The organism is Lapillicoccus sp. (assembly GCF_039935575.1).
GTDB lineage: Bacteria > Actinomycetota > Actinomycetes > Actinomycetales > Dermatophilaceae > Lapillicoccus.
In genome coordinates this window covers 17,699-39,896 of record NZ_JBDTKA010000116.1, presented here as the reverse complement: position 1 = coordinate 39,896, position 22,198 = coordinate 17,699, and the positions used below count along the sequence as shown (strand labels likewise).

The window sequence follows — 22,198 nt, the reverse complement described above, 5'->3', positions numbered from 1 at the left end:
GCGCACAGGCCGTAGCAGCCGTTCCTGAGCCGGTTCAGGGCGGCATCAATCTCTGCCAGGGCGATTGCTGCGGCCACCCTGAGGGCGAAGGCGACCTCGGTTCGCGGCTCGCCGGCCGTCAGTGGCGTGACCGCTGCGGCCGCGTCGAGCTCATCGAGTTGGTCCAGCCGGAAGCGCCGCTGCTGTTCAAGAGCTGCGCGCAACTCGGGTAGATGGCGGGTAGTGACGCGTGGTACGGCAGTTTTCGTAGGTGTCAGACGGATCATGAGTGCTCTCCCCTTCATCGGCACGCTGTGCTCATGCGCGCCTTGCTGCCACCGCCGGAAGGGCGGGTGGGTACCGCAAGTCGCAGGTACCGGGGTGTCGGTGCGGCAGCCGGCAGACCCGGCCACTGGCGAGGTGGGTGAAGCCGCATTGACCAGCGACCGCCGCCGCGAAGTTGATGCTGGTGTTGTGCAGGTCCATGCGGCGCTGAGCCTCCACGGGTCGGGTCATGACGAGACCGCCCTGCGCGGCCGGCAGCTGCCCGGCGTGCGAGTGAGGATCCACCGTCATCGCCGCCGGGCTGGACATCAGGGCCTCCGCACGGACATTCAGCGGGCGCCGAAGGCGTGCCTGTGGGGGAGCGGGAAGACGGCGGCGGTGGAGCGTCAGATAGTTCGGCGCGCGACGGGCGCTGTCGTTCGTCGGGGCCTCCATCGGTTCGAGCCGGCCGGTGGTCGGCTCGGTGCCCGTGTGGCTACTCATGTGGATCATCTCCGTTGGTCTTTATGGGCGATCGGGGATGTCGTCGACCGCGCACCTCTCACGGTGCCGTTCCGGCGTGTTAATCGACAGGGCCCCGGCAGGTGACCCTGGAGGCTGCCTCTTGCCGACCATCGGCAATAAGGTGATAGGGCGTGGACCGCAGCCACGGCTTGGGAGGTGGGGTGATGAGCGCATCCGGTTCGACGCCCCGCCGCGGCCGTACCAAGGCCACCGCGGAAGATGCGTGGCTGACTGCCGTCGCGCACGCAGCCGCCGCGGCGGCCGGCGCCCCGGTCGAGCTGCTCGGGGAGTATCTGGCCATCCTCGCGGACGCCGCCGTGTCGGGGCGCCGGCCGCAGAAACGAGAACTCGAAGCCGTCCGTGAGCTGGGCCGTCGGGCGGCCGAACATGGCGTCGGCGCCGGCCAGGCCGTCGACCTCTATCTGTCGGCGGCGTGGCGGCTGTGGCGTGAGCTGCCACTGGTCGTTCGGACGCGTGACCGGGACCGGGTGCACGCCGCGGCCGAGGCGGTGCTGCGGGTCGTCGACGAGGCTGTTGAGGCGCTGGTCGACGGGCACCAGGCCGCCCGACGGCAGATGATTCGTCACGAGGAATCGCTGCGCCGGGAGGTCATCGATGATCTGCTGCGCGGCGATGCGGACGTGTCTCGGATGGTTGAGCGGGTCGAGCCGTTCGGGCTTGACCTGGGCCGAGAGCACCAAGTAGTGCTGGCCGCTCCCGGCGAGGGTAGTGGCGAGCTCAACAGGGCCGCAGTTCGGTTGGAACGAGTCATCGTCGAACAGTTCGGTGACCGCGACGTCCTGGTCGCGTCCAAGGACGGTCGACTCGTGGTCCTGATCCCCGCAGAGCCGTTCGAGGCAAGGCCACGCGCCGGTGATAAGGATGTGGCCACGCTCATTCAGGCCGAACTGAGACGGCTCGCCAAAGGCGTGCGGTGGCGGGTCGCCGTCGGACGGGCCTACCCCGGCGCCTACGGGATCGCCCGCTCCTATGAGGAGGCCCGCGAAGCGTTCACGCTTGCCGAACGACTCCACCTCGACACGGACACGGTGCACGCCCGCGACCTGCTCGTCTATCGGGTGTTGGTCCGAGACCGGGCCGCCATGGTGGACCTGGTGCGCGCAACACTCGACCAGCTCTCTGAAGCCCGCGGCGGCGTAGAGCCACTGCTGCAGACGCTGCAGACCTACTTCGCAACCGGCGAGGTCGCCACCGAAACCGCACGCCGCCTACACCTGTCGGTCCGAACCGTCACCTACCGACTAGCCAAGGTGAAGGCCCTCACCGGACACGATCCCGCCGATCCGGCGCAGCGATTCGCGCTGCACGCCGCGGTGCTCGGAGCCCGGCTCCTCAACTGGCCCGAGGATGAGCTGCCTGCGAGCGGATGACCTGCGAGCGAGTGTTCACACTGTGACGGGTGCCCGCAGCCCAGAGCACATCGCTTTGTGCCGTCCTTATGAGATTCGGGAGGCCGCCGCCACCGCCCTCTACGAACGCCGTGACGGCTCGCATTCTTGGGACGGGTGTGCACCGCGCTCGAGCTGTCCCTCAAATCTTTCGAGATCGTCACCCTGCGCTTTCGCGTGTCGCAGCGAGTCGGACGCGGGGTGTCGCTTACGCGTGCCTCGACATCGCGCCGTATGACGGACTTCGTGGCCCCTTTGGGTCGGATGTAGTCGAAGCCGGCCTCCTCGACGAGCTCGCGGGTTCCGTTGAGAGCAACGGCAGAAACCCCTCGCCGACAGTGACTCTTGTCGACCGCGTGGCCGTCGAACACCCCGTTGTGTCTCTCCATCAGACGTACGAAGGCATCCCACGTGTCGGTGGACAAGGCCTCGATCCTGTATTCAGTCACGGTGCCTCAGCTCAGGCAGAGACAGAACGGGTGACCGGCGGGGTCGAGCAACACCCGGAAGGTCGTCTCTGGCTGGTGATCGGGCTGGTGATCGGGCTGTAGGGATCGACCGGTTGGAACGAGAAGCACTGCGGGCGATGGGCATGGCGGCACCTTACGGGCAGTTCCGGACGATCCACTTCCGAGTCATACGGAGCAGGCGTAGGTGCGTGGTTGCCCGCACCTCGCTCGGATCTACCGGCGCCCAAGACTGAGTCCGGTGGCTTGACGTCGGGTTGTTCAGGCGGTGAGGAAGCCGGGCCATCCCGTTGCGGGTGGCACACCGATCGGCAGGGATCGTAGCCTGGTCAGTGTCGTCGGGTCCTGCGCATCGAGGAAGTCGCACAGCTGTCGGAACGACACGAACCGGGTGTCGGGGTGGGTGGCCATCTTCCGCATCACCTGTTCGACCGCAGCCATGTAGATGCCGCCGTTCCAGTTCTCGAAGTGGTTGCCGATGATGTAGGGGGCCCGGTTGCCGTCATACGCCCGGGTGAAGCCGGCCATCCACGAGTCGGCGGCCTCCTGCTGCCACTGAGCCCGCCTGGCTGGGTCACCGTCGGGAGTTCTGGACTGGTTGACCATCATGTTGTAGTCCATCGAGATGACCGAACTGTTGTGCCCGACGAACGGGATGGACGGCATGTCCAGGGCCCAGAGCCGGCCGGCTTTCGTGGGCCAGACCTGGTTGCCGGTCGAGCTGGTGTCGTAGCGCCAACCCAGCTCGTCGGCGGCGATACGGAGGTTTGCGGAGCCGTCCAGACAGGGGGTGCGCCCTCCCACCAGCTCCGTGCGGTAGTCGAACGGAAAGGGGTCCAGGTCGGTGAACCCGGTCGTCGTCCGCCACGTCATCACGAACTTCTTGGCCTGGGCGATCTCGTCCTTCCATTGGTCGACCGTCCACGTCGCCACCCCGTCGCTCCCGCAGAAGTGACCGTTGAAGTGAGTGCCGATCTCGTGTCCCTCCAACCACGACTTGCCGATGTTGTCGATGGTGCCGTGCACCGACTCCGGACCGAAGAACGGGATCGCGCTGGCACCTGGCGCGCGGCCCGGCGGCAGGTACAGCGTGCGTTGGTCCTTCGGGACGGTGTAGATGCCCGACAGGAAGAGTGTCATCGACGCCTTGAGCTCCGCGGCTACCGCCCGGAAATGAGCCAGGAGAGGCATCTGGTTGGTCCAGCCTGCGCCGTCCCAGGACACCACGACGAACTGCGGAGGGGTGTCGCCGCGCTGCAGACGGGTCGGTATGGGCTGGTTCGGCTGCGGACCGGTGACGCGCCACGAGCCGTCGTTGGCCTCGTTGCCGGTCGTCGAAGGCATATCGGTCGGTGTGGTCATCGTGGCGGTCGACGCGCCCGCGGACGTCTCAGGGACGCGGCCCCCGCCCGGCACCTGCAACCGGTCGCAGGCACCGAGGGCCGCAGCGCCGCCGAGAGCCAGACCCCCGGTCAGTAGCGCGCGGCGGTTGACGTCGACCATGTGTGCTGTCCTTCGGCTGTGCGCAGGCTGTGTCCGTGTGATGGCCAGGGTAGCCAGAACGGACGAATCAGACGGCGCGCAAGGCCGGGCAGGCGGCTGGGAGTTCAACCACGAGTGGGAGGGGACGTGCATCTCCACCTCGAGAGCGAACTGCCCGCCACCCCGTCTCGCTCAGGGCGCGGTGTGCTCCGGCCCGTGCCAGCGCGCCGTCGACCGGCCGGCCTCGACCGCCCGTGCATAGGCCTCGGTCACGATCTGCTCGGCCATCTCCCGACCGGTCCAGTGCGCGCCCTCGACGGACTTGCCCGGCTCGAGGTCCTTGTAGGTCTCGAAGAAGTGCTGGATCTCGAGCCGGTCGAACTTGTTGATGTGCTCGAGCTCGGTGATGTGCGCCTGACGCGGGTCCCGAGCCGGCACGCAGATCACCTTGTCGTCGCCCCCGGCCTCGTCACGCATGCGGAACATGCCGATCGGGCGGGCGAGGACCTGACATCCGGGGAACGTCGGCTCCTCCAGCAGGATCAGCGCGTCGAGCGGGTCACCGTCCTCTCCGAGGCTGTCCTCGACGTACCCGTAGTCGGCGGGGTAGCTCATCGACGTGAACAGCAGCCGGTCGAGCCGGATCCGACCAGTCTCGTGGTCGACCTCGTACTTGTTGCGCATCCCTTTGGGGATCTCGATCGTCGTGTAGAACTCCACGGCACGCTCCTACGGGAGAATCTTCGGCCAGCGTCTGGCATCTTGTCAGATGGCGGGCACTTCGCGAACCGGTCACGCGTAAGAAGGGGGGGCCACCATGCGACGGATACTCGCTGCGCTGGGCGTGCTCCTGCTGCTGGTGGTCGGCTACGCCGCCCTGGATGTCTACGACGTCGTCCCCGGTGTGCTGACCCTCGCCAACGCTCCTGACCCACCGACAGCCCAGCCGTCCCCCACCGAGTCGACAGCCGAGCCGTCCACTCCGCCCGTCAGCCAGCCTCGCGCCGACCCAGCCGGTATGCCGTTGGCCACCTCGGGTGCGCAGCAGCCCGAACCCACGGCGGCGGGGCTGGCGGCCGCGCTGGGTCCGGCGCTCGCGGACCCGGCGATCGCCGGGCGGCTCGGTGTGAGCGTGCGCGACGCGGCGACGGGAACCCACCTGCTGGACGTCGATGCCCAGCAGCCGCTCATCCCGGCCTCCAACCTCAAGCTGCTGTCCGCTGCGGCGGTCCACGCCACCTTCCCGGCCGGAGCCACCCTGACCACCAAGGTCGTCCAGGGCGGCGTCAGCGGTGAGAGCGGGCAGCTCCTGCTCGTCGCCGGTGGGGACACGCTGTTGGCCTCTGGCGCGGGTGACCCCGCGTCCGTTGTCGGTCGCGCCGGGCTCGGCGACCTGGTGAGCGCGACAGCCTCGGCGCTGCGCGCACAGGGGGTGGCGCGTGCGAGCGTCGCGCTCGACCTCTCGTACGCCCCCGGTCCCCTGACTGCCTCGACGTGGTCGCCTTCGTTCGTGCCCGACGCGATCACCGGTGCCGTGACGACGATCGGCCTGGCCGTGGACCGCGCCGAACCCGGCAGGCCGGGTTCGGCGAACCCGGCCATCTCCGCCCAGGCGGCCTTCGTCGCTGCGCTCACGGCAGCGGGCATACCGACGTCGGTCGCGCCTGCGGCCACGGCGCCGGCCGGAGCGCCCGTCCTCGCCTCGGTCACCTCGGCTCCCGTCGCCGACCAGCTCGCCCTGGCCATCGTCGACTCGGATGACGCGCTCACCGAGTCGTTGACCCGGCAGGCGGCATTCGTCAAGGGCACCGCGCCGGGGTTCGCGGCGACGGCGGCCTTCGTGCAGACCACGCTCGCCGGACTCGGCGTCGACCTCACCGGAGTGAGCCTGGCCGATACGTCCGGGCTGTCGCGCCAGAACGTGCTGCCCGTCCGCGTCATCGGCGACATGCTCGCCCTCGGCACCGACCCCGGATCGCGGCTTCCCGCGATGCAGGCGACTCTCCAGAGCCTGCCGGTCGCCGGACTGAGCGGGACACTGGCGGGCCGGTTCGAGGACGCGACGACGCGCGCGGCCGCCGGGGTGGCCCAAGCCAAGACCGGCACCCTCACGGGGGTCAGCGCGCTGGCTGGGACCGTGGTGACGGCCGAAGGGCGGTTACTGACGTTCGCCATTGTCTCGAACTCCACCGGCGGGGCGGGGGGAACGCCCGCTGCCCGAGCCGCGTTGGACCGCTTTGTGACGGTTCTGGTGTCGTGCGGGTGCCGCACCTGAACCCGGCAGAGATATCGCGACTGATATTGAGACTGATGTCGAGACTGATGTCGAGACGAAACGCAACGACAGGGGGGACCCCATGAGCGCAGCGAGCGACGCGCCGGTACCGGCGGTGCCGGACCCGCGTCTGGGGGCAGACCAGGGGGCACAACAGGGGGCCCAGAAGTACGTCGACTGGGAGTTCGCCAAGGCGACCGGCCGCCGCCTGGTCAACCCGGGGCCGCGTGTCTCCCCGGACGAGGCAGCCGCCATCGTGGCGCAGCTGCGCGAGGCGGCGGTCACCGCCCGCGAGCCGATCGCGACGGCCACCCGTCTGCAGAGTCCGCCGGACGCGCCGGCAGCGCTCGTGGTGGACCGGGCCGGATGGATGGACGCCAACATCGACTCGATGGCCTCCCTGGTCGCGCCGATCATCGACAAGGTCACGCGCGCCGCGGGCAGTCCCGGTCACCCCGCAGGACGCGAGGCGTCCGCGACCGTGTCGGCGATCAGCGGCAAGGTGACCGGCGCCGAGACCGGCGCCGTCATGTCCTTCTTGGCCAGCAAGGTGTTGGGTCAGTACGACCTCGCCCCACAGGGCGCTCCGCGACTGTTGCTCGTGGCGCCGAACATCGTCCAGACCGAGCGTGAGCTGGGTGTCGACCCCCACGACTTCCGCCTCTGGGTGGCGATGCACGAGGAGACCCACCGGGTCCAGTTCACCGCCGTCCCGTGGCTGCGCCAGCACCTCGTCGACCGCACCCGCGAGCTCACCCTCGACATCGCACCCACGCCCACCGAGCTCTCGGAACGGCTCGGTGAGATCGCCCGGCGGCTGCCCGAGGCGTTCCAGCCCGGCAGCCAGGGCCTCGCCGAGATCTTCCTGACACCCGAGCAGCGCACCAAGGTCGAGCAGATCACCGCGGTCATGTCGCTGCTCGAAGGGCACGCCGACGTGATGATGGACGAGGTCGGCCCGTCGGTGATCCCGTCGGTAGCCCAGATCCGTGAGAAGTTCACCCATCGCCGCGCGGGAGTCTCGGGCCTGGACCGGGTGATCCGACGAGCACTCGGGCTGGAGGCGAAGATGCGGCAGTACTCCGACGGCGCCGCATTCGTCCGGGGCGTCGTGTCTCGAGCCGGGCTCGACGGGTTCAACGCCGTCTGGTCCGCACCGGACACCCTCCCCTCGCCGTCCGAGATCTCCGACCCCGAAGCCTGGGTGCGGCGCGTGCACGGCGGCGGATGACCGGCCCCGCCTCCGCCGTCGCCTCGACGCGACTGGCGGTCCGGGCCGAGCTCGACACGCTTCCCGAGGGCAGCGTGGTCCTCGTCGGGTGCAGCGGCGGACCCGACTCGCTGGCGCTGGCGGGTGCCGTCGCGTTCGAGGCGCCGAAGCGCTCGATCAAGGCTGCCGGGCTGGTCGTCGACCACGCCCTGCAGCCGCGCTCGCGGCAGGTCGCCCAGACGGCCGCCGCACAGTGTCGCGAGCTGGGGCTGGACCCGGTCGACGTGCAGACCGTCCGGGTGCCCCGGGACGGCTCGGGACCCGAGGGCGCTGCCCGGTCGGCCCGCTACCTCGCCCTGGAGGAGACAGCCGAACGCCTCGGGGCGGACGCGGTGCTCATCGGACACACCCGCGACGACCAGGCGGAGCAGGTCCTGCTCGGGCTGGCTCGCGGGTCGGGCTCGAGGTCCCTCTCCGGTATGCCGCGCCGCCGCGGTCTGTTCGTCCGCCCCTTCATCGCGCTGCCCCGGTCCGAGACCGAGGCGGCGTGCACGGCATACGGGATCGAACCGTGGCGGGACCCGCACAACGAGGACCCGACGTTCGCGCGGGTGCGAGCCCGTGGCTTCCTGCGCATGCTCGAGGACGAGCTCGGACCCGGCATTGCGTCGGCGCTCGTCCGCAGCGCCGAGATGCTGCGGGAGGACTCGGACTACCTCGAGGACCAGGCACGTCAGGTGCGGTCGAGTCTCGGAGCCGGCCCGTTCGACGCCGCCGAGCTGCTCGCCCTCCCGCGCGCGCTCAGGACGCGGGTGTGGCGGTTGCTGGCGGTCGAGGCGGGGTCGGGCGCCGGGCAGCTCACCGCCGCCCACGTCGAAGCCCTGGACGCCCTGCTGACCTCGTGGCGCGGGCAGGGGCCGCTGAACCTGCCGGGCCACGTCACCGCCTCCCGTGCCGGTGGTGCGGTCGCCCTGGTCGCCAAGGAGCCCGCCCGTCCGGTTGAATGAGCACACGCCCATCGCCGGGTGCCGCAGAGCCCACCCAGAGGGAGACCGTCCGTGGATGCCGACGACATGGGCGACGACCTCGCCACGACCCTGTTGTCCGAGGAACAGATTCTCACCCGGATCGGCGAGATGGCGTCGGACATCTGGCGCGACTACGCGGGCAAGGACCTGCTGCTCGTCGGGGTGCTGAAGGGCGCGGTGCTCGTCATGGCCGATCTGATGCGTGCGCTGCCCGGCTCCGTCCCGATGGACTGGATGGCGGTCTCGTCCTACGGGTCGGGGACCAAGTCGTCGGGCGTAGTCCGGATCATCAAGGACCTCGACGCCGACATCACGGGGCGCCATGTGCTCATCGTCGAGGACATCATCGACTCCGGCCTCACGCTGTCGTGGATCCGGGCCAACCTCGACTCCCGCGGTCCGGCCTCGGTCGAGATCTGCGCGCTTCTGCGCAAGCCCGAGGTCGCCAAGGTCGAGATCGACGTCAAGTACGTTGGTTTCGACATCCCCAACGAGTTCGTCGTGGGCTACGGCCTGGACTACGCCGAGCAGTATCGCAACCTGCGTGTCGTCGGGACACTGTCGCCGTCCGTCTACTCCTGAGGCGACATCCGTGGTCGCGGGGCGGAACACGGGTTCGGCGTCCGTCGTTCACCTGCGAGAATGAACAGCGCCGGGTTTGTCACAAACCCGTGCGTCGCCACCTGAGCAGGAGGGTCGGGGCACTCCCCGGACGTACATGGACATCAAGCGAATCATCCGCATGCCGATGGTATGGATCGTCGTACTCATCGGCGCCGCGATCCTCGCCCTCTCCCTTTCGGACGGCGGCGGGTTCACCCGCATCGACACGTCCAAGGCTCTCGACCTGGTCAACAGCAACAAGGTCGACTCCGCCAAGCTGGTGAACAACGAGCGGATGGAGCTCACGCTCAAGGCCGGTCAGAGCTTCAGCGACGGCGACGTCAAGAACGCCACCAAGGTGTACGCGTACTACGTCACTGCCCGTGGCGACAACGTGGTGGCCGCGCTCGACGCGCACGTGCCCCCGAGCGGCTACACGGACCAGATCGACCAGCCCAGCTGGCTCGGGTCGCTGCTGGTCACCGTGCTGCCGTTCGTCATCATCCTCGGACTGTTCTGGTTCCTCATGAGCCAGATGCAAGGCGGCGGCTCGCGCGTCATGCAGTTCGGCAAGTCCAAGGCGAAGCTCGCCTCCAAGGACACGCCCAAGGTCAACTTCGCCGACGTCGCCGGGTGCGACGAGGCGGTCGAGGAGCTCCACGAGATCAAGGAGTTCCTCCAGGAGCCGGCGAAGTTCCTTGCGGTGGGCGCAAAGATCCCCAAGGGTGTGCTGCTCTACGGACAGCCCGGCACCGGCAAGACCCTGCTGGCCCGGGCTGTGGCCGGTGAGGCTGGCGTGCCGTTCTACTCGATCTCCGGTTCCGACTTCGTCGAGATGTTCGTCGGTGTCGGTGCCTCCCGCGTCCGCGACCTGTTCGAGCAGGCCAAGGCCAACGCCCCCGCCATCGTCTTCGTCGACGAGATCGACGCGGTCGGCCGGCACCGCGGTGCGGGTCTCGGTGGCGGGCACGACGAGCGGGAGCAGACCCTGAACCAGCTCCTCGTCGAGATGGACGGGTTCGACGTCAAGACCAACGTCATCCTCATTGCAGCCACCAACCGTCCCGACATCCTCGACCCGGCCCTGCTGCGCCCCGGCCGCTTCGACCGGCAGATCGCCGTCGACAGCCCCGACATGATCGGCCGCAACCGGATTCTGCAGGTGCACGCGCAGGGCAAGCCCATGGCGGCGGACGTCGACCTGCTGGCCGTCGCGCGGCGTACACCCGGGTTCACCGGCGCCGACCTGGCCAACGTGCTCAACGAGGCCGCCCTGCTCACCGCTCGCAGCAGCAAGAAGATCATCGACAACTACTCGTTGGACGAGGCGATCGACCGCGTCATCGCGGGTCCGCAGAAGCGCACCCGCATCATGTCCGCCGCCGAGCGGAAGATGACGGCTTATCACGAGGGCGGTCACGCCCTGGTCGCCGCGTCGCTCAACCACACGGACCCCGTCACCAAGGTGACGATCCTGCCGCGCGGCCGCGCTCTCGGATACACGATGGTGATGCCGCAGGACGACAAGTACTCCACGACCCGCAACGAGATCCTCGACCAGCTGGCCTACGCCCTCGGTGGCCGCGTCGCCGAGGAGATGGTCTTCCACGACCCGACAACCGGCGCCGCCAACGACATCGAGAAGGCTACTGCGATGGCCCGCAAGATGGTCACCGAGTTTGGCATGTCGGAGCGGGTCGGCGCGATCAAGCTCGGCCAGAGCAACTCCGAGGTCTTCCTCGGCCGCGACATGGGTCACCAGCGCGACTACAGCGAGGAGATCGCCGGGGTCGTCGACGAGGAGGTGCGCAAGCTCATCGAGAACGCGCACGACGAGGCGTGGCACGTCATCAACGACAACCGCGACGTCCTCGACCGTCTCGTCCTCGAGCTGCTTGAAAAGGAGACCCTCAACACCGCGGAGCTGGCGGCCGTCTTCACCGACGTGCGCAAGCGCCCGCTCCGCCCGATCTGGCTCTCCAGCGAGTCGCGTCTGATCAGCGACATCCCGCCGGTGCTCACGCCTGCCGAGCGCACTGCATCGAACGGCTCGAACGGCTCGAACGGGTTCAACCGCAACGGGTACGGCCGTGGCCCGCAGGACGCCGGTGTCAGCTCGGAGATGGAGCAGAAGATCGACGAGGCTGCCGAGGCCGGAGCGCATCCCCTTGCCGAGGAGGAGCCTCGGACCCAGGTCATCGAGGTTCCGGACGGCGGCCGTATCGACCTGACCGAGGACCACTGACCCAACGTGGCCGTCGACCACGACCGCGCCGAGGCGGCCGTCCGCGAACTCCTGTTCGCAGTGGGGGAGGACCCTGACCGCGAGGGGCTGCGTGACACCCCGGGTCGGGTCGCCCGGGCCTACGCCGAGATCTTCGCCGGACTGGAGATGTCGCCGCAGGACGTGCTCGGGACGACCTTCTCCATCCAGCATGACGAGCTGATCATCGTGCGGGACATCGAGGTCTACAGCACCTGCGAGCACCATCTGGTGCCGTTTCACGGGGTGGCACACGTGGGGTACATCCCGGCCCGGGACGGCAGGGTCACGGGCCTGTCCAAGATTGCCCGGCTCGTCGACGTCTACGCTCGACGTCCCCAGGTCCAGGAGCGGCTCACCACCCAGGTTGCCGACGCCCTGGTCGAGCACCTCGAGGTCCAGGGGGCGATCGTCGTCGTCGAGTGCGAGCACCTGTGCATGTCGATGCGGGGCGTCCGCAAGCCCGGTTCGCGGACCATCACCTCTGCGGTCCGCGGTCAGCTGCGCGACCCGGCCACCCGAGCCGAGGCGATGTCGCTCCTGCTCGGGGGTCAGCGGTGACCGGACACCCGCTCCCCACTCCCGCGGGGCGCTGTGTCGTCCTGGGTGTCGTCAACGTGACCCCCGACTCGTTCAGCGACGGGGGCGACTGGTTCGAGCCAGAGGCGGCGATCGCGCACGGCCGAGCCCTCCTGGCAGCCGGTGCGGACGTCGTCGACGTCGGGGGGGAGTCCACGCGTCCCGGCGCCGAACGACCAACACTGGACGAAGAGCTGCGCCGGGTTCTGCCCGTTGTCGAAGCCCTGGCGGCCGACGGAGCCGTTGTGTCGATCGACACGATGCGGGCTTCCGTCGCCGCAGCAGCGCTGGGCGTCGGTGCCGTCGTGGTGAACGACGTGAGCGGCGGCCTGGCCGACTCCGAGCTCGTCGAGGTCGTCGTCGCCGCGCAGTGCCCGATGATCGCCATGCACTGGCGCGGCCATAGTGTGGGAATGCAGCAGCGCGCCGCCTACGGCGACGTGGTGGCCGACGTCTGCGCCGCGCTCGCCAGCCGCCGCGACGCCTTGCTTGCGGCTGGGGTCCTACCCGACAGGCTCGTGCTGGACCCCGGCCTCGGGTTCGCCAAGAACGCCGAGCACAACTGGGCGCTCCTGGCCCACCTCGACGCGCTGGTCGCCCTCGGTCAACCGCTGCTGGTGGGGGCCTCCCGCAAGACGTTCCTCGGCCGCGTCGGTGTCCCCGACGGCGCACCTGCCCGCCCACCGCGGGACCGAGAGAATGCCACGACCGCCACCAGTGTGATCGCCGCGCAGGCCGGCGTCTGGGGTCTGCGGGTCCACGACGTCGCCGGCACGCTCGACGCCCTCGCGGTCGTCGACCTCGTGGAGGCGCACCGATGACGGACCGCATCGCCCTGCGTGGGGTCGAGGCCTTCGGCTACCACGGCGTCCTCGCCGACGAGAAGCGAGACGGCCAGCCGTTCGTCGTCGACGTCGTCATGAGCCTCGACCTGTCCCGCGCGAGCGCCTCGGACGACCTCGACCACACCGTCTCGTATGCCGAGGTCGCCGGTGAGGTCGTGGCCCGGATCACCGGGCCGTCGTTCGACCTCATCGAGCGGCTGGCCGAGGTCGTGGCCGACGACGTGCTGTCCCACGCGCTCGTCGAGGGTGTCGAGGTCACGGTCCACAAGCCGCAGGCGCCGGTCGGGCATCCGTTCAGCGACGTCGCCGTGTCGGTGCGCCGCGAGCGGGGGACACCGGTCGTCCTCGCCCTCGGCGCCAACCTCGGCGACGCCAAGGCGACCCTCGAGGCCGCGGTCGAAGCGGTGGCCGGCCTCCCCGGCATCCGCATCCGGGCGGTGTCCGCGCTGGTCGAGACGGATCCGGTGGGTGGGCCGGAGCAACCGGCATACCTCAATGCTGTCCTGCTCGCGGACTCGACGCTGGCTCCGGCACCGCTGCTTGCGGGTCTGCACCGGATCGAGGCTGAGCACGGGCGCACACGCGAGACTCGTTGGGGCGCAAGGACGCTCGATCTCGATCTCATCCAGTTCGGGGTGCCCGGAAGCAGCTCCGAGCGTCGGTCGGACGAGCCTGAGCTCCTCCTGCCGCACCCGCGTGCCCACGAGCGAGCGTTCGTGCTCGTTCCGTGGCTCATGGCCGATGCCGACGCGACCCTGCGGGACGGTGACCTGGTGACGACGGTCCGTGCTGCACTCGATGCGGTTGGCGGCCCTGACGCCGCCGGTGTCCGACCTGGCCCGGAATGGAGGCCGGCATGGTGACCGACCCGCGCGGCATCCGGGCGCGCGTCCTCGTCGTGGTCGCCGTCGTCGTCGCCGGCCTGTCCTGGGTCGTCCTGCGGCTGCTCGTCGGGTCGGGCAAGGACCTGCCGCAGCCGAGCTGGTTCGGGGTGGTCATCTTCGTCGTCCTTGGCGCCGCGCTGCTACTCGTCGGCCGCCCCGTGAAACGGCTGGTGGCGGGCACGAACAACCGCCCCGTGCACCCCCTGTATGCCGCGCGTGTCCTGGCCATGTCCCAGGCCGCGGCGCTCGCGGGTGCGGGGATTCTCGGGTGGTACGCCGCCCAGGTCGTTCTCGCACTTCCCGACGTCGACGTGCCGTCTCAGCAGGGCAAGGCGGCTTTGCTGGGCGCCCTCGCCGTCGCGGCCGGTGCGGTGGCCGTCGTCGGGCTCGTCGTGCAGAGCTGGTGCCGCATCGACGACTCGGGACGCCCGGACGACGGTGACGACATCGGCGGCTCCCGCGCCCGGGCTCGTTAGCGGCGCGGGACCGGACTCACGTTGTCCCGGGTTCCTGGGGTGAGGAGGTGCCGAGAACCGGCATACGTGTGAGTCCCGTCGGCAAAGACGTGAGTCCGGTCGGCAAAGACGTGAGTCCGGATCGAGGTCGGGACTGCCCGGCTAGCGGTAGACCTCGCCGCCGACCGTGCCCATCTTCGGGTCAACCATGCCCCCGGCGACCCAGTTCGGGCCGCCGTGGACGTACTTCGCTCGCTTCAGCGCGACCGTCAGGGCGCCCAGCTTGGCCTCCGGAGTCGGGGTGTACCAAAGGTAGAGCGCCTCCTTGGCCAGGCCGCTGGTGCACACGACGGCGTCCGGTGCGGGTGGCCCGGCCGGCGAGGTGGGCGGAGCGGGAGTGACAGCCGCCGACGGGTCGGCGGGAGCGGCGGTAGCTGTCGGGGTGGCGGGGATCCGGATCGGGGCGACGGTGGTCGGGCAGCCGAACGCCTTCGGAAGGTCGTCGATCGACCGGATCGTGGCTGGGTCGACGGGAGAGCTGCCCGCGGAAACCGGCACAGGCATACCGGGTAGCGCCGTGGCCGTCACGCTGGCGGTGACCGGAGGCTGGGTCTGCGGGCCTGGTGACGTCACCGCGGCGGCCGGCGTGGAGGAGGTGAGGGGCTGCGGTTCCTTGTCCGCGCACGCCGAGAGAGACATGACTGACAGGGCTGACAGGGCCGACACCAGGGCAAGGCTCAACAGGCGAGCAGGTGACCTCGTCATTTGTCGATATCCCCCACCACGAAGAACATCGAACCCAGGATCGCGACCATGTCGGCGACGATCTGCCCCGGGAGCATCGGCGCGAGCACGGCGATGTTGTTGAACGACGCGGACCGCAGCTTCAGGCGCCACGGGGTGCGGTCGCCGCGCGAGACGAGGTAGTAGCCGTTGAGCCCGAGGGGGTTCTCGGTGGCTGTGTATCGCTCACCCTCGGGGACCCGCACGACCTTCGGGAGCCTGACGTTGACGGGTCCGCGGGGCAGCGAACGCAGCCGGTCGACGCACGCGTCGGCCAGGTCGAGGCTGACCTCGGTCTGCTCGAGCAGCACCTCGAGGCGAGCCTGGCAGTCGCCCGCGGTGCGGGTCACGACCCGACCGGGACCGCCGGTGGCAAAGAGCTCGGCGTACGCGAGGTAGGGCTGGTCCCTGCGCAGGTCGAGGTCGAGCCCGCTCGCTCGCGCGATGGGGCCGGAGACTCCGTATGCGTGGATCATATCCGTCCCGAGGATGCCCACGCCGCGCGTCCGGGCGATCAGGATCTCGTTGCCCACCAACATGTTTCGAAGATCAGGCAGGCGCCGGCGCACCTCCGCAACCGCGTGGGCGACGCGGCCGAGCCAGCCCGCTGGCAGGTCCTCCTTGAGCCCGCCGACCCGGTTGAACATGTAGTGCATCCGACCGCCGGAGGCCTCCTCCATGACGGCCTGCAACTCCTCGCGCTCGCGGAACGCGTAGAAGATCGGGGTGATCGCCCCGAGCTCGAGGGGATAGGACCCGAGGAACATCAGGTGGTTGAGCACCCGGTTGAGCTCGGCGAGGAGCGTGCGGGCCCAGACCGCCCGCTCGGGCACCTCAATGCCGAGCATCTGCTCGACGCCGAGCACGACGCCGAGCTCGTTGGAGAACGCCGAGAGCCAGTCGTGTCGGTTGGCGAGCACGAGGATCTGCCGGTAGTCACGCACCTCGAAGAGCTTCTCGGCACCCCGGTGCATGTAACCGACGATGGGTTCGGCGGACACGATCCGCTCGCCGTCGAGCACGACCCGCAGCCGCAGCACCCCGTGGGTCGCCGGGTGCTGTGGACCGATGTTGAGCACCATGTCGGCCGTCGCGAGACCACCCGCGCCGAGCCCGATCTCGACCTGCCGCGAACCCGGGGGGCCGGCGCTCGCCCGAGTGGTCGTCATGGCGGTCAGTCTGCCGTATGCCCGCAGCGGCCTGAGGGAACCGGCTCCTACGCTGTCGCCCATGACGGTGGACGCGGCGGCCCTGCTCGACCTGACGGACGCCTCGGTGGTGGCCAACCCCTACCCCGCGTTCGCGGCGTTGCGCGCGCAGGCCCCGGTTGCCTGGCACAGCGGGCTCGGTCAGTGGGTCGCGACCAGCCACGCCGCCTGCAGCCAGGTCCTGAGGGACCGCGGCCTCGGCCGGGTCTTCCGCGAGCGGGAGCCACAGGATGCCTGGGACACCTTCAACTGGCTGCACGCCGAGTCGATCCTCGACAGCGAGCCGCCGAAGCACACCCGCCTGCGCCGGCTGGTGCAGAGCGCGTTCAGCCGGGGGCACGTCGCGCGCCTAGGCCCGCGGATCGAGGCGCTGACGGCCGGTCTGCTCGTCGGGTGCCGGCAGCGGCTCGAGTCCGAGGGGAGCTTCGACGTCATCTCCGACCTCGCCGAACCGCTGCCCGTGCTCGTCATCGCGGAGCTGCTGGGCTGGCCGGAGCAGGACCGCCACCTGCTGCGGCCGTGGTCGCAGGCGATCGTGCGGATGTACGAGGTCAACCGGACCGCCGAGGAGGACGAGGCGGCTCAACGCGCCTGCGGTGAGTTCGCAGCATACGTCGAAACGCTTGCTGCCCAACGTGTCTCGATGGGGTCAGCGGACGGTCCCGACGACCTCCTCGCTGACCTGGTGGCCGTCCGCGAGGGTGGCGACCGGCTGTCCACCCGCGAGCTGGTCGCCACCGCGGTGCTGCTCCTCAACGCCGGTCACGAGGCGAGCGTCAACGGGTTCGGCAACGGTCTGGCCAGCCTGGTCGCCTCCGGGCGAGATCCGGGCCGGGTGGCGCCGCTGGTCGAGGAGATGCTGCGTCACGACTCGCCGCTGCAGCTGTTCGAACGCACCGCGACCCGGGAGGTCGTCGTCGCAGACGTGCGGATTCGCGAGGGCCAGAAGATCTCCGCTCTGCTGGGAGCGGGCAACCGTGACCCGGCCGTCTTCGAGTCGCCCGACGAGTTCCGCCCGGACCGGGACCCGAACCCGCACCTGGCCTTCGGCGCCGGCATCCACTTCTGTATCGGCGCCCCGCTCGCTCGGCTCGAGCTGGCGACGAGCGTCGCGGCGCTGCTGGCCGAGCTCGGTCCGCTGGAGGTGGTCGAGTCCGTGCGGCGGCCGACCTTCGTCCTGCGCGGCTACGAGCGGCTGAGCGTCCGGTCCGCCTGAGGGCTCACGCCGACGCGATCCACCAGAAGGCGCCGAACCCGTCGAACGAGCGCAGCGTGATCTCGGCTGTCGCGTCGGCGATCCCGTCCAGGTAGGCCGCGGGGTTCGAACGAGCCAACCCGTGGTCCGGGAGCGTCCCGATGACGCCGAGCTCGTCCAGCGCGAAGCGCTGACGGACCAGCCGGGAGTGCGGCAAGGAGTCGACGGCGACGTGGGCGGTCAGGTCACACGACCCATCGGGCACCGGGTCGACCTGCCGGCCGGACCGGTATGCCGCAAGACTCCCCTCGTGCGGTCGCGTCGTCACCAGGTGGCCGTAGTCGATCGCCAGGGCGGGTGACCCACCGATCCGGTCCAGCAGCCCCGCCCAGGCGTCGTCGCGCGAGCGGCCCACCTCGACGCGGTCACCTGGCGAGGCAAGGTCACCGAGGGCGACTGGCCACCAGCGTTCGCACCAGGCGAGATCGGCTCCTGACAACGGGGAGCCCAGGGTCTCGGCCCCGGTCCGCGCGTCGACCTCGACCTCGCGCAGCACTCCGACCGGGTCGACCTCGGCGATGGTGCACGGGACGACGTCCAGCCATTCGTTGGCGACCACGAGAGGCACGGCACCGCCCGCGCGGCGCGACGCGGTCAGGTCGGGAAGGGCCGCACCTCCGGGGGCCACCGTCCAGGCCACCGCCTCGGGCAGACCGGCCGGGCGAGCCACGACGTCCAGCCCGGCCAGCGGCCGGTCTGGTGCCGCGGAATACAGGTGCCGGAGCAGCTCTCCCCGCCCCGCCCCGAGGTCGACGATCCCCTGGGCTCCGACCTGGTCGGCCCACGCCCAAAGGGCCCGGGCAAGTATGCGTCCCGGTCCGGCGTGGGTGGCCGTCGTGAAATGACCGGCGGGTCCAGAGGTTTGGCGGTAGAAGCCTGCCGGGCCATAGAGGGCGGCCTGCCACGCCTGCCGCCACGAGACGGACGCGGTGCCGCGGCGCGCCTGGCCCTGGCCATCCGCTCCGCCCTCCATCGCGCCGCCCACGAGGACATCCTGCCGGGCGGGCGCGGTAGGTTCCCCACCGTGAGCGCTACGGCAGGCAGGCAGGGCCGCAACGAGGACCCGCCGCGGTTCACGGTGGGCGTCGTCGGTGCCGGGCGCGTCGGCGCCGTCCTCGGCGCGGCTCTGGACCGGGCCGGTCACCGGGTCGTGGCGGTGGCTGCCGTGAGCGAGGCGTCCCTCGCCCGCGCCGCCGACCTGCTCCCCGGCGTACCCCTGCTCGACGTGCCCCAGGTCGTCGGGTCCGTCGACCTCGTGCTGCTAGCCGTGCCCGACGAGGCCCTCCCCGGGCTCGTCACCGGTCTGGCCACGGTCGGCGCGTTCCGGCCGGGGCAGGTGGTCGTGCACACGAGCGGGCGCTATGGCATCGGCGTGCTCGAGGCGGCCGCCCGCATCGGCGTGCTCCCGCTCGCCGTGCACCCGGCGATGTCGTTCACCGGGACCTCGATCGACCTGGACCGGCTCGGCGACGCGTGCTTCGCGGTCACCACCGTCAAGGAGCTCGAGCCGCTCGGCGAGGCCCTCGTGCTCGAGATGGGTGGTGAACCGATCACGCTCGAGGAGGAGGACCGACCGCTCTACCACGCCGGCCTCTCCCTGGCCGCCAACCACCTGGCCACCCTCGTCGCCCAGGCCACCCAGCTGCTCGAGGACGCGGGCGTCGAGACGCCGCACCGGGTGCTCGCGCCGTTGCTCGGCGCCGCCCTCGAGAACGCGCTGCGTGACGGCGACCACGCGCTGTCCGGTCCCGTGCCTGGCGGCGATGCCGCGACCGTCGCCGAGCACCTTGCCGAGCTCGCTACCGAGCCGCAGATCAGGTCCACCTATCGCGCGCTGTCCCGGGCGACCGTCGAGCTGGCTCGCCGGCGCGGCCGGCTGCGCGCCGCCGAGGCCGAGTCGGTCCTCGCGGTCCTGGACGAGAGCGCCGACTCCTCGGACTCCGACGGCGGGCACCGTGGGAACGACCGCCCGAGCGACCAGGGACTCGACACTGCCGACGACCTCACCGACGACGGCCCCACCGAGGAGAGCTGAGTGAACGCGCCCGTGGCTCCGGCGGGACCGGTCGGGGGCCTCGAGATCCCCCGCTGGCTGGAGGCCCCCGAACCGGGGTGGACGACCTCGGCCGACGTCATCGTGGTCGGGTCCGGGATCGCCGGGCTGACGGCTGCCCTGCGGCTGCGAGAGCAGGTCGACACGGTGCTGCTGGTCACCAAGACGGTGCTAAACGAGGGCTCCACGGCGTGGGCCCAGGGCGGCATCGCGGCCGCAATGGACCCGGCGGACTCCCCCGAGGAGCACCTCGAGGACACTCTCGTCGCCGGCGTCGGGCTCTGCGACGTCGCCGCGGTGCGAGCCCTGGTGACCGAGGGTCCTACCCGCGTCCGTGAGCTGGTCGCTCTGGGTGCCGAGTTCGACCGCGGCGTCGACGGCGAGATCCTGCTGACGCGCGAGGGTGGCCACCACCGGGACCGCATCGCCCATGCCGGAGGCGACGCCACCGGCCGCGAGATCAGCAGGGCACTCATCGAGGCGTTGCACCGCGTCCAGTCCGACCCTGGCATCGAGGTGATCGAGCACGCACTGGTCGTGGACCTGTTGCAGGACAGCGCTTCTCGCGTCTGCGGAGTGACCGTGCACGTCATCGGTGAGGGACAGGCATACGGGGTCGGCGCGGCGCACGCCAGAGCGGTGGTGCTGGCCACCGGCGGGCTGGGGCAGATCTACTCCGCCACCACCAACCCGTCCGTGTCGACCGGTGACGGAATGGCCCTGGCTCTGCGCGCGGGGGCGGTGATGGCGGACCTCGAGTTCGTCCAGTTCCACCCCACGGTCCTGTGGCTCGGTGACGACGCCAACGGCCAGCAGCCGCTGATCAGCGAGGCTGTTCGCGGCGAAGGTGCCGTCCTGGTCGACCGTGAGGGACCGGACGGTGTGCATTTCATGCAGGGCGTCCACGAGCTTGCCGACCTCGCGCCCCGGGACGTCGTGTCGCGCGCGATCGTGGCCCGGATGGACGAGCTCGGCACCGACCACGTCTATCTCGACGCACGGCACCTGGGTCGGGAGTTCCTCGAACGCCGGTTCCCCTCGATCGTCGCCAGCTGCCGTGAGCACGGCCTGGACCTGGCCACACAGCTGGTGCCTGTCGCGCCGGCCCAGCACTACGCCAGCGGCGGGGTCAGGGTCGACCTCACCGGACGTTCGTCCCTCGACGGCCTGTATGCCTGCGGCGAGGTCTCGTGCACCGGTGTCCACGGCGCCAACCGGCTGGCCTCCAACTCGCTGCTCGAGGGGCTGGTCTTCGCCCACCGCATCGCCGACGACATCACCGAACGGCTCTCGCGCGGAGAGCTGCCGCACACCACGCCGTCGGGCCGGGTGGGCGGTCGAGCCGTCCTCAAGGCCGAGCACCGGCGTGCCGTGCAGGTGGCGATGACCGCCGGCGCTGGAGTCGTGCGCTCGGCCACCTCGCTGAAGGCCACCGCCGGCGAGCTCGCCGTCCTCGCCGACACGGCCGGCGGCGCCCTGCACGAGGTGATCACGCCGGCGGCCTGGGAGACGACCAACCTGCTTCAGCTGGGGCAGGTCCTCACGGCCGTGGCAGCGCTGCGCGAGGAGAGCCGGGGTGGCCATCTGAGGTCCGACTTCCCGTTCCGTGACGACGTCCACTGGCTCGGACATCTGCACGCGACGCGAGACCACGCCGGTCCGGTGCAGACGGCGTTCGAGCCGGTTGCGTTCGTGCCGGTCGCGACGACGGACCTCTCGTGACCACCCTGACCGTGCCCGGCTGGGGTTTCCCGGTCGAGGACGCTCGGCGGCTGGTCCGGGTGGCGCTGGAGGAGGACCTGGGTCCCCACCACCTCGACGTCACGACGCTGGCCACCATCCCGGTGGACCAGGAGCGGGCTGCCGAGGTGGTCGCCCGCGCTGCCGGCGTCGTCGCCGGCCTTCCCGTGGTCGAGCTCGTGATGTCGGAGGTCGCGGCGCAGGTCGGGACACCGCCTCCGGCTGTCGACGTCCTGGCTGCCGACGGCGCCACCGTCGTGCGGGGCGATGTGGTCGCGCGAGTGACGGGGGCGTTGCGGACCGTCCTGATCGGCGAACGGACCCTGCTCAACATCGTCAGCCGCCTCTCGGGCGTCGCGACGCACACCCGCCGGTGGGCGGACGCGCTCGAGGGCACCGGCGCGATGGTCCTCGACACCCGCAAGACCACGCCGGGGATGCGGGCCTTGGAGAAGTACGCCGTACGGGCCGGTGGCGGGACCAACAAGCGGATGGGCCTCTACGACGTCGCGATGATCAAGGACAACCACAAGCTGGCCGCCGGATCGGTCGTGGCCGCCTACCACGCAGTGCGTCTGGCCTACCCGGGAGTGGACGTGCAGGTCGAGGTGACGACCGAGGACGAGGCGCTCGAGGCATACGCGGTCGGTGCTCGGTTCATCATGTGCGACAACATGTCCGCGCCGCTGCTGCGGGACACGGTCGCGCTGCTGCGCGCCCAGGAGGAACCGGTCGAGATCGAGGCCACCGGTGGCCTGACCCTCGAGGTGGCGCGCGAGTACGCGCTCACGGGGGTCGACTTCCTCAGCGTCGGCGCCCTCACCCATTCCTCTGCGATCCTCGACCTCGCCTTGGACCTGCTGCCCGAGTGAGCCGGTCGAGCCCATCGGG

The 22,198-nt window shown here is 70.5% G+C and carries 21 protein-coding genes; 14 read left to right on the top strand and 7 right to left on the bottom strand.

Going from position 1 to position 22,198, the window contains the following annotated elements; translation table 11 throughout:
• Both ABI385_RS14245 and ABI385_RS14240 read right to left on the bottom strand, forming a co-directional pair.
• Nucleotides 1-266, bottom strand: a 266-nt coding sequence (locus ABI385_RS14245) for a hypothetical protein (RefSeq protein ID WP_348104416.1), incomplete at its 3' end; no start/stop codon positions are given.
• A gap of 31 nt (nt 267-297) precedes the next feature.
• Nucleotides 298-747: a hypothetical protein gene (locus tag ABI385_RS14240; RefSeq protein WP_348104415.1), complete on the bottom strand. Its 450-nt coding sequence runs from the start codon at nt 745-747 to the stop codon at nt 298-300.
• Nucleotides 748-932: 185 nt separating this feature from the next.
• On the opposite strand from ABI385_RS14240, the gene ABI385_RS14235 reads away from it, so the two are divergent.
• Nucleotides 933-2,159 (top strand): helix-turn-helix domain-containing protein, encoded by a 1,227-nt coding sequence (locus ABI385_RS14235; protein WP_348104414.1) that lies wholly within the window; start codon nt 933-935, stop codon nt 2,157-2,159.
• A gap of 746 nt (nt 2,160-2,905) precedes the next feature.
• Here the strand turns inward: ABI385_RS14235 and ABI385_RS14230 are convergent.
• Nucleotides 2,906-4,147, bottom strand: a complete 1,242-nt coding sequence (locus tag ABI385_RS14230) for a hypothetical protein (RefSeq protein ID WP_348104413.1) — start codon at nt 4,145-4,147, stop codon at nt 2,906-2,908.
• Nucleotides 4,148-4,318: 171 nt separating this feature from the next.
• The gene (locus ABI385_RS14225) at nt 4,319-4,846 is read right to left on the bottom strand and encodes an inorganic diphosphatase (RefSeq protein WP_348104412.1); all 528 of its coding nucleotides are present in this window, start codon (nt 4,844-4,846) and stop codon (nt 4,319-4,321) included.
• Between the two features lie 97 nt (nt 4,847-4,943).
• Here ABI385_RS14225 and dacB point away from each other — a divergent pair, with 97 nt between their 5' ends.
• The 9 genes from dacB to ABI385_RS14180 all read left to right on the top strand — a co-directional run bounded on the left by dacB (nt 4,944) and on the right by ABI385_RS14180 (nt 14,289).
• The gene (gene dacB, locus ABI385_RS14220; protein WP_348104411.1) at nt 4,944-6,401 is read left to right on the top strand and encodes a D-alanyl-D-alanine carboxypeptidase/D-alanyl-D-alanine-endopeptidase; all 1,458 of its coding nucleotides are present in this window, start codon (nt 4,944-4,946) and stop codon (nt 6,399-6,401) included.
• Nucleotides 6,402-6,483: 82 nt separating this feature from the next.
• Nucleotides 6,484-7,632 (top strand): zinc-dependent metalloprotease, encoded by a 1,149-nt coding sequence (locus ABI385_RS14215; RefSeq protein WP_348104410.1) that lies wholly within the window; start codon nt 6,484-6,486, stop codon nt 7,630-7,632.
• Nucleotides 7,629-8,618: a tRNA lysidine(34) synthetase TilS gene (tilS, locus tag ABI385_RS14210; protein WP_348104409.1), complete on the top strand. Its 990-nt coding sequence runs from the start codon at nt 7,629-7,631 to the stop codon at nt 8,616-8,618. Before ABI385_RS14215 ends, tilS begins: the two co-directional genes overlap by 4 nt.
• A gap of 51 nt (nt 8,619-8,669) precedes the next feature.
• Nucleotides 8,670-9,221: a hypoxanthine phosphoribosyltransferase gene (gene hpt / locus ABI385_RS14205; protein WP_348104408.1), complete on the top strand. Its 552-nt coding sequence runs from the start codon at nt 8,670-8,672 to the stop codon at nt 9,219-9,221.
• A 136-nt stretch (nt 9,222-9,357) separates the two neighbouring features.
• Complete coding sequence (ftsH, locus tag ABI385_RS14200) at nt 9,358-11,487, top strand: ATP-dependent zinc metalloprotease FtsH (protein WP_348104407.1); 2,130 nt, start codon at nt 9,358-9,360, stop codon at nt 11,485-11,487.
• A 6-nt stretch (nt 11,488-11,493) separates the two neighbouring features.
• Nucleotides 11,494-12,066, top strand: a complete 573-nt coding sequence (gene folE / locus ABI385_RS14195) for a GTP cyclohydrolase I FolE (RefSeq protein ID WP_348104406.1) — start codon at nt 11,494-11,496, stop codon at nt 12,064-12,066.
• Nucleotides 12,063-12,905, top strand: coding sequence for a dihydropteroate synthase (folP, locus tag ABI385_RS14190; RefSeq protein ID WP_348104405.1), 843 nt, complete (start codon nt 12,063-12,065; stop codon nt 12,903-12,905). The genes folE and folP overlap by 4 nt, the downstream gene beginning before the upstream one ends.
• On the top strand, nt 12,902-13,792 hold the full coding sequence (folK, locus tag ABI385_RS14185) for a 2-amino-4-hydroxy-6-hydroxymethyldihydropteridine diphosphokinase (protein WP_348104404.1): 891 nt from the start codon (nt 12,902-12,904) through the stop codon (nt 13,790-13,792). The genes folP and folK overlap by 4 nt, the downstream gene beginning before the upstream one ends.
• On the top strand, nt 13,786-14,289 hold the full coding sequence (locus ABI385_RS14180) for a DUF3180 family protein (RefSeq protein WP_348104403.1): 504 nt from the start codon (nt 13,786-13,788) through the stop codon (nt 14,287-14,289). Before folK ends, ABI385_RS14180 begins: the two co-directional genes overlap by 7 nt.
• Nucleotides 14,290-14,430: 141 nt before the next feature.
• On the opposite strand, the gene ABI385_RS14175 is transcribed toward ABI385_RS14180, so the two are convergent.
• Entirely contained in the window at nt 14,431-14,994 is a 564-nt protein-coding gene (locus ABI385_RS14175; RefSeq protein ID WP_348104402.1) for a hypothetical protein, read from the bottom strand.
• Between the two features lie 35 nt (nt 14,995-15,029).
• Nucleotides 15,030-16,220, bottom strand: coding sequence for an NADH-quinone oxidoreductase subunit D (locus ABI385_RS14170; RefSeq protein ID WP_348104401.1), 1,191 nt, complete (start codon nt 16,218-16,220; stop codon nt 15,030-15,032).
• 61 nt (nt 16,221-16,281) lie between these two features.
• Here ABI385_RS14170 and ABI385_RS14165 point away from each other — a divergent pair, with 61 nt between their 5' ends.
• Nucleotides 16,282-17,475: a cytochrome P450 gene (locus ABI385_RS14165; RefSeq protein WP_348104400.1), complete on the top strand. Its 1,194-nt coding sequence runs from the start codon at nt 16,282-16,284 to the stop codon at nt 17,473-17,475.
• A gap of 4 nt (nt 17,476-17,479) precedes the next feature.
• Here ABI385_RS14165 and ABI385_RS14160 read toward each other — a convergent pair whose 3' ends face one another.
• Nucleotides 17,480-18,499, bottom strand: coding sequence for an SAM-dependent methyltransferase (locus tag ABI385_RS14160; RefSeq protein WP_348104399.1), 1,020 nt, complete (start codon nt 18,497-18,499; stop codon nt 17,480-17,482).
• A gap of 39 nt (nt 18,500-18,538) precedes the next feature.
• Between ABI385_RS14160 and ABI385_RS14155 the strand changes: the two genes are divergently transcribed.
• From ABI385_RS14155 to nadC, 3 genes are read left to right on the top strand one after another with little or no spacing between them, the layout of a single operon-like run.
• Entirely contained in the window at nt 18,539-19,549 is a 1,011-nt protein-coding gene (locus tag ABI385_RS14155; protein ID WP_348104398.1) for a DUF2520 domain-containing protein, read from the top strand.
• Complete coding sequence (locus ABI385_RS14150) at nt 19,550-21,289, top strand: L-aspartate oxidase (protein WP_348104397.1); 1,740 nt, start codon at nt 19,550-19,552, stop codon at nt 21,287-21,289.
• The gene (nadC, locus tag ABI385_RS14145) at nt 21,286-22,179 is read left to right on the top strand and encodes a carboxylating nicotinate-nucleotide diphosphorylase (RefSeq protein WP_348104396.1); all 894 of its coding nucleotides are present in this window, start codon (nt 21,286-21,288) and stop codon (nt 22,177-22,179) included. Before ABI385_RS14150 ends, nadC begins: the two co-directional genes overlap by 4 nt.
• Nucleotides 22,180-22,198 lie beyond the last annotated feature (19 nt).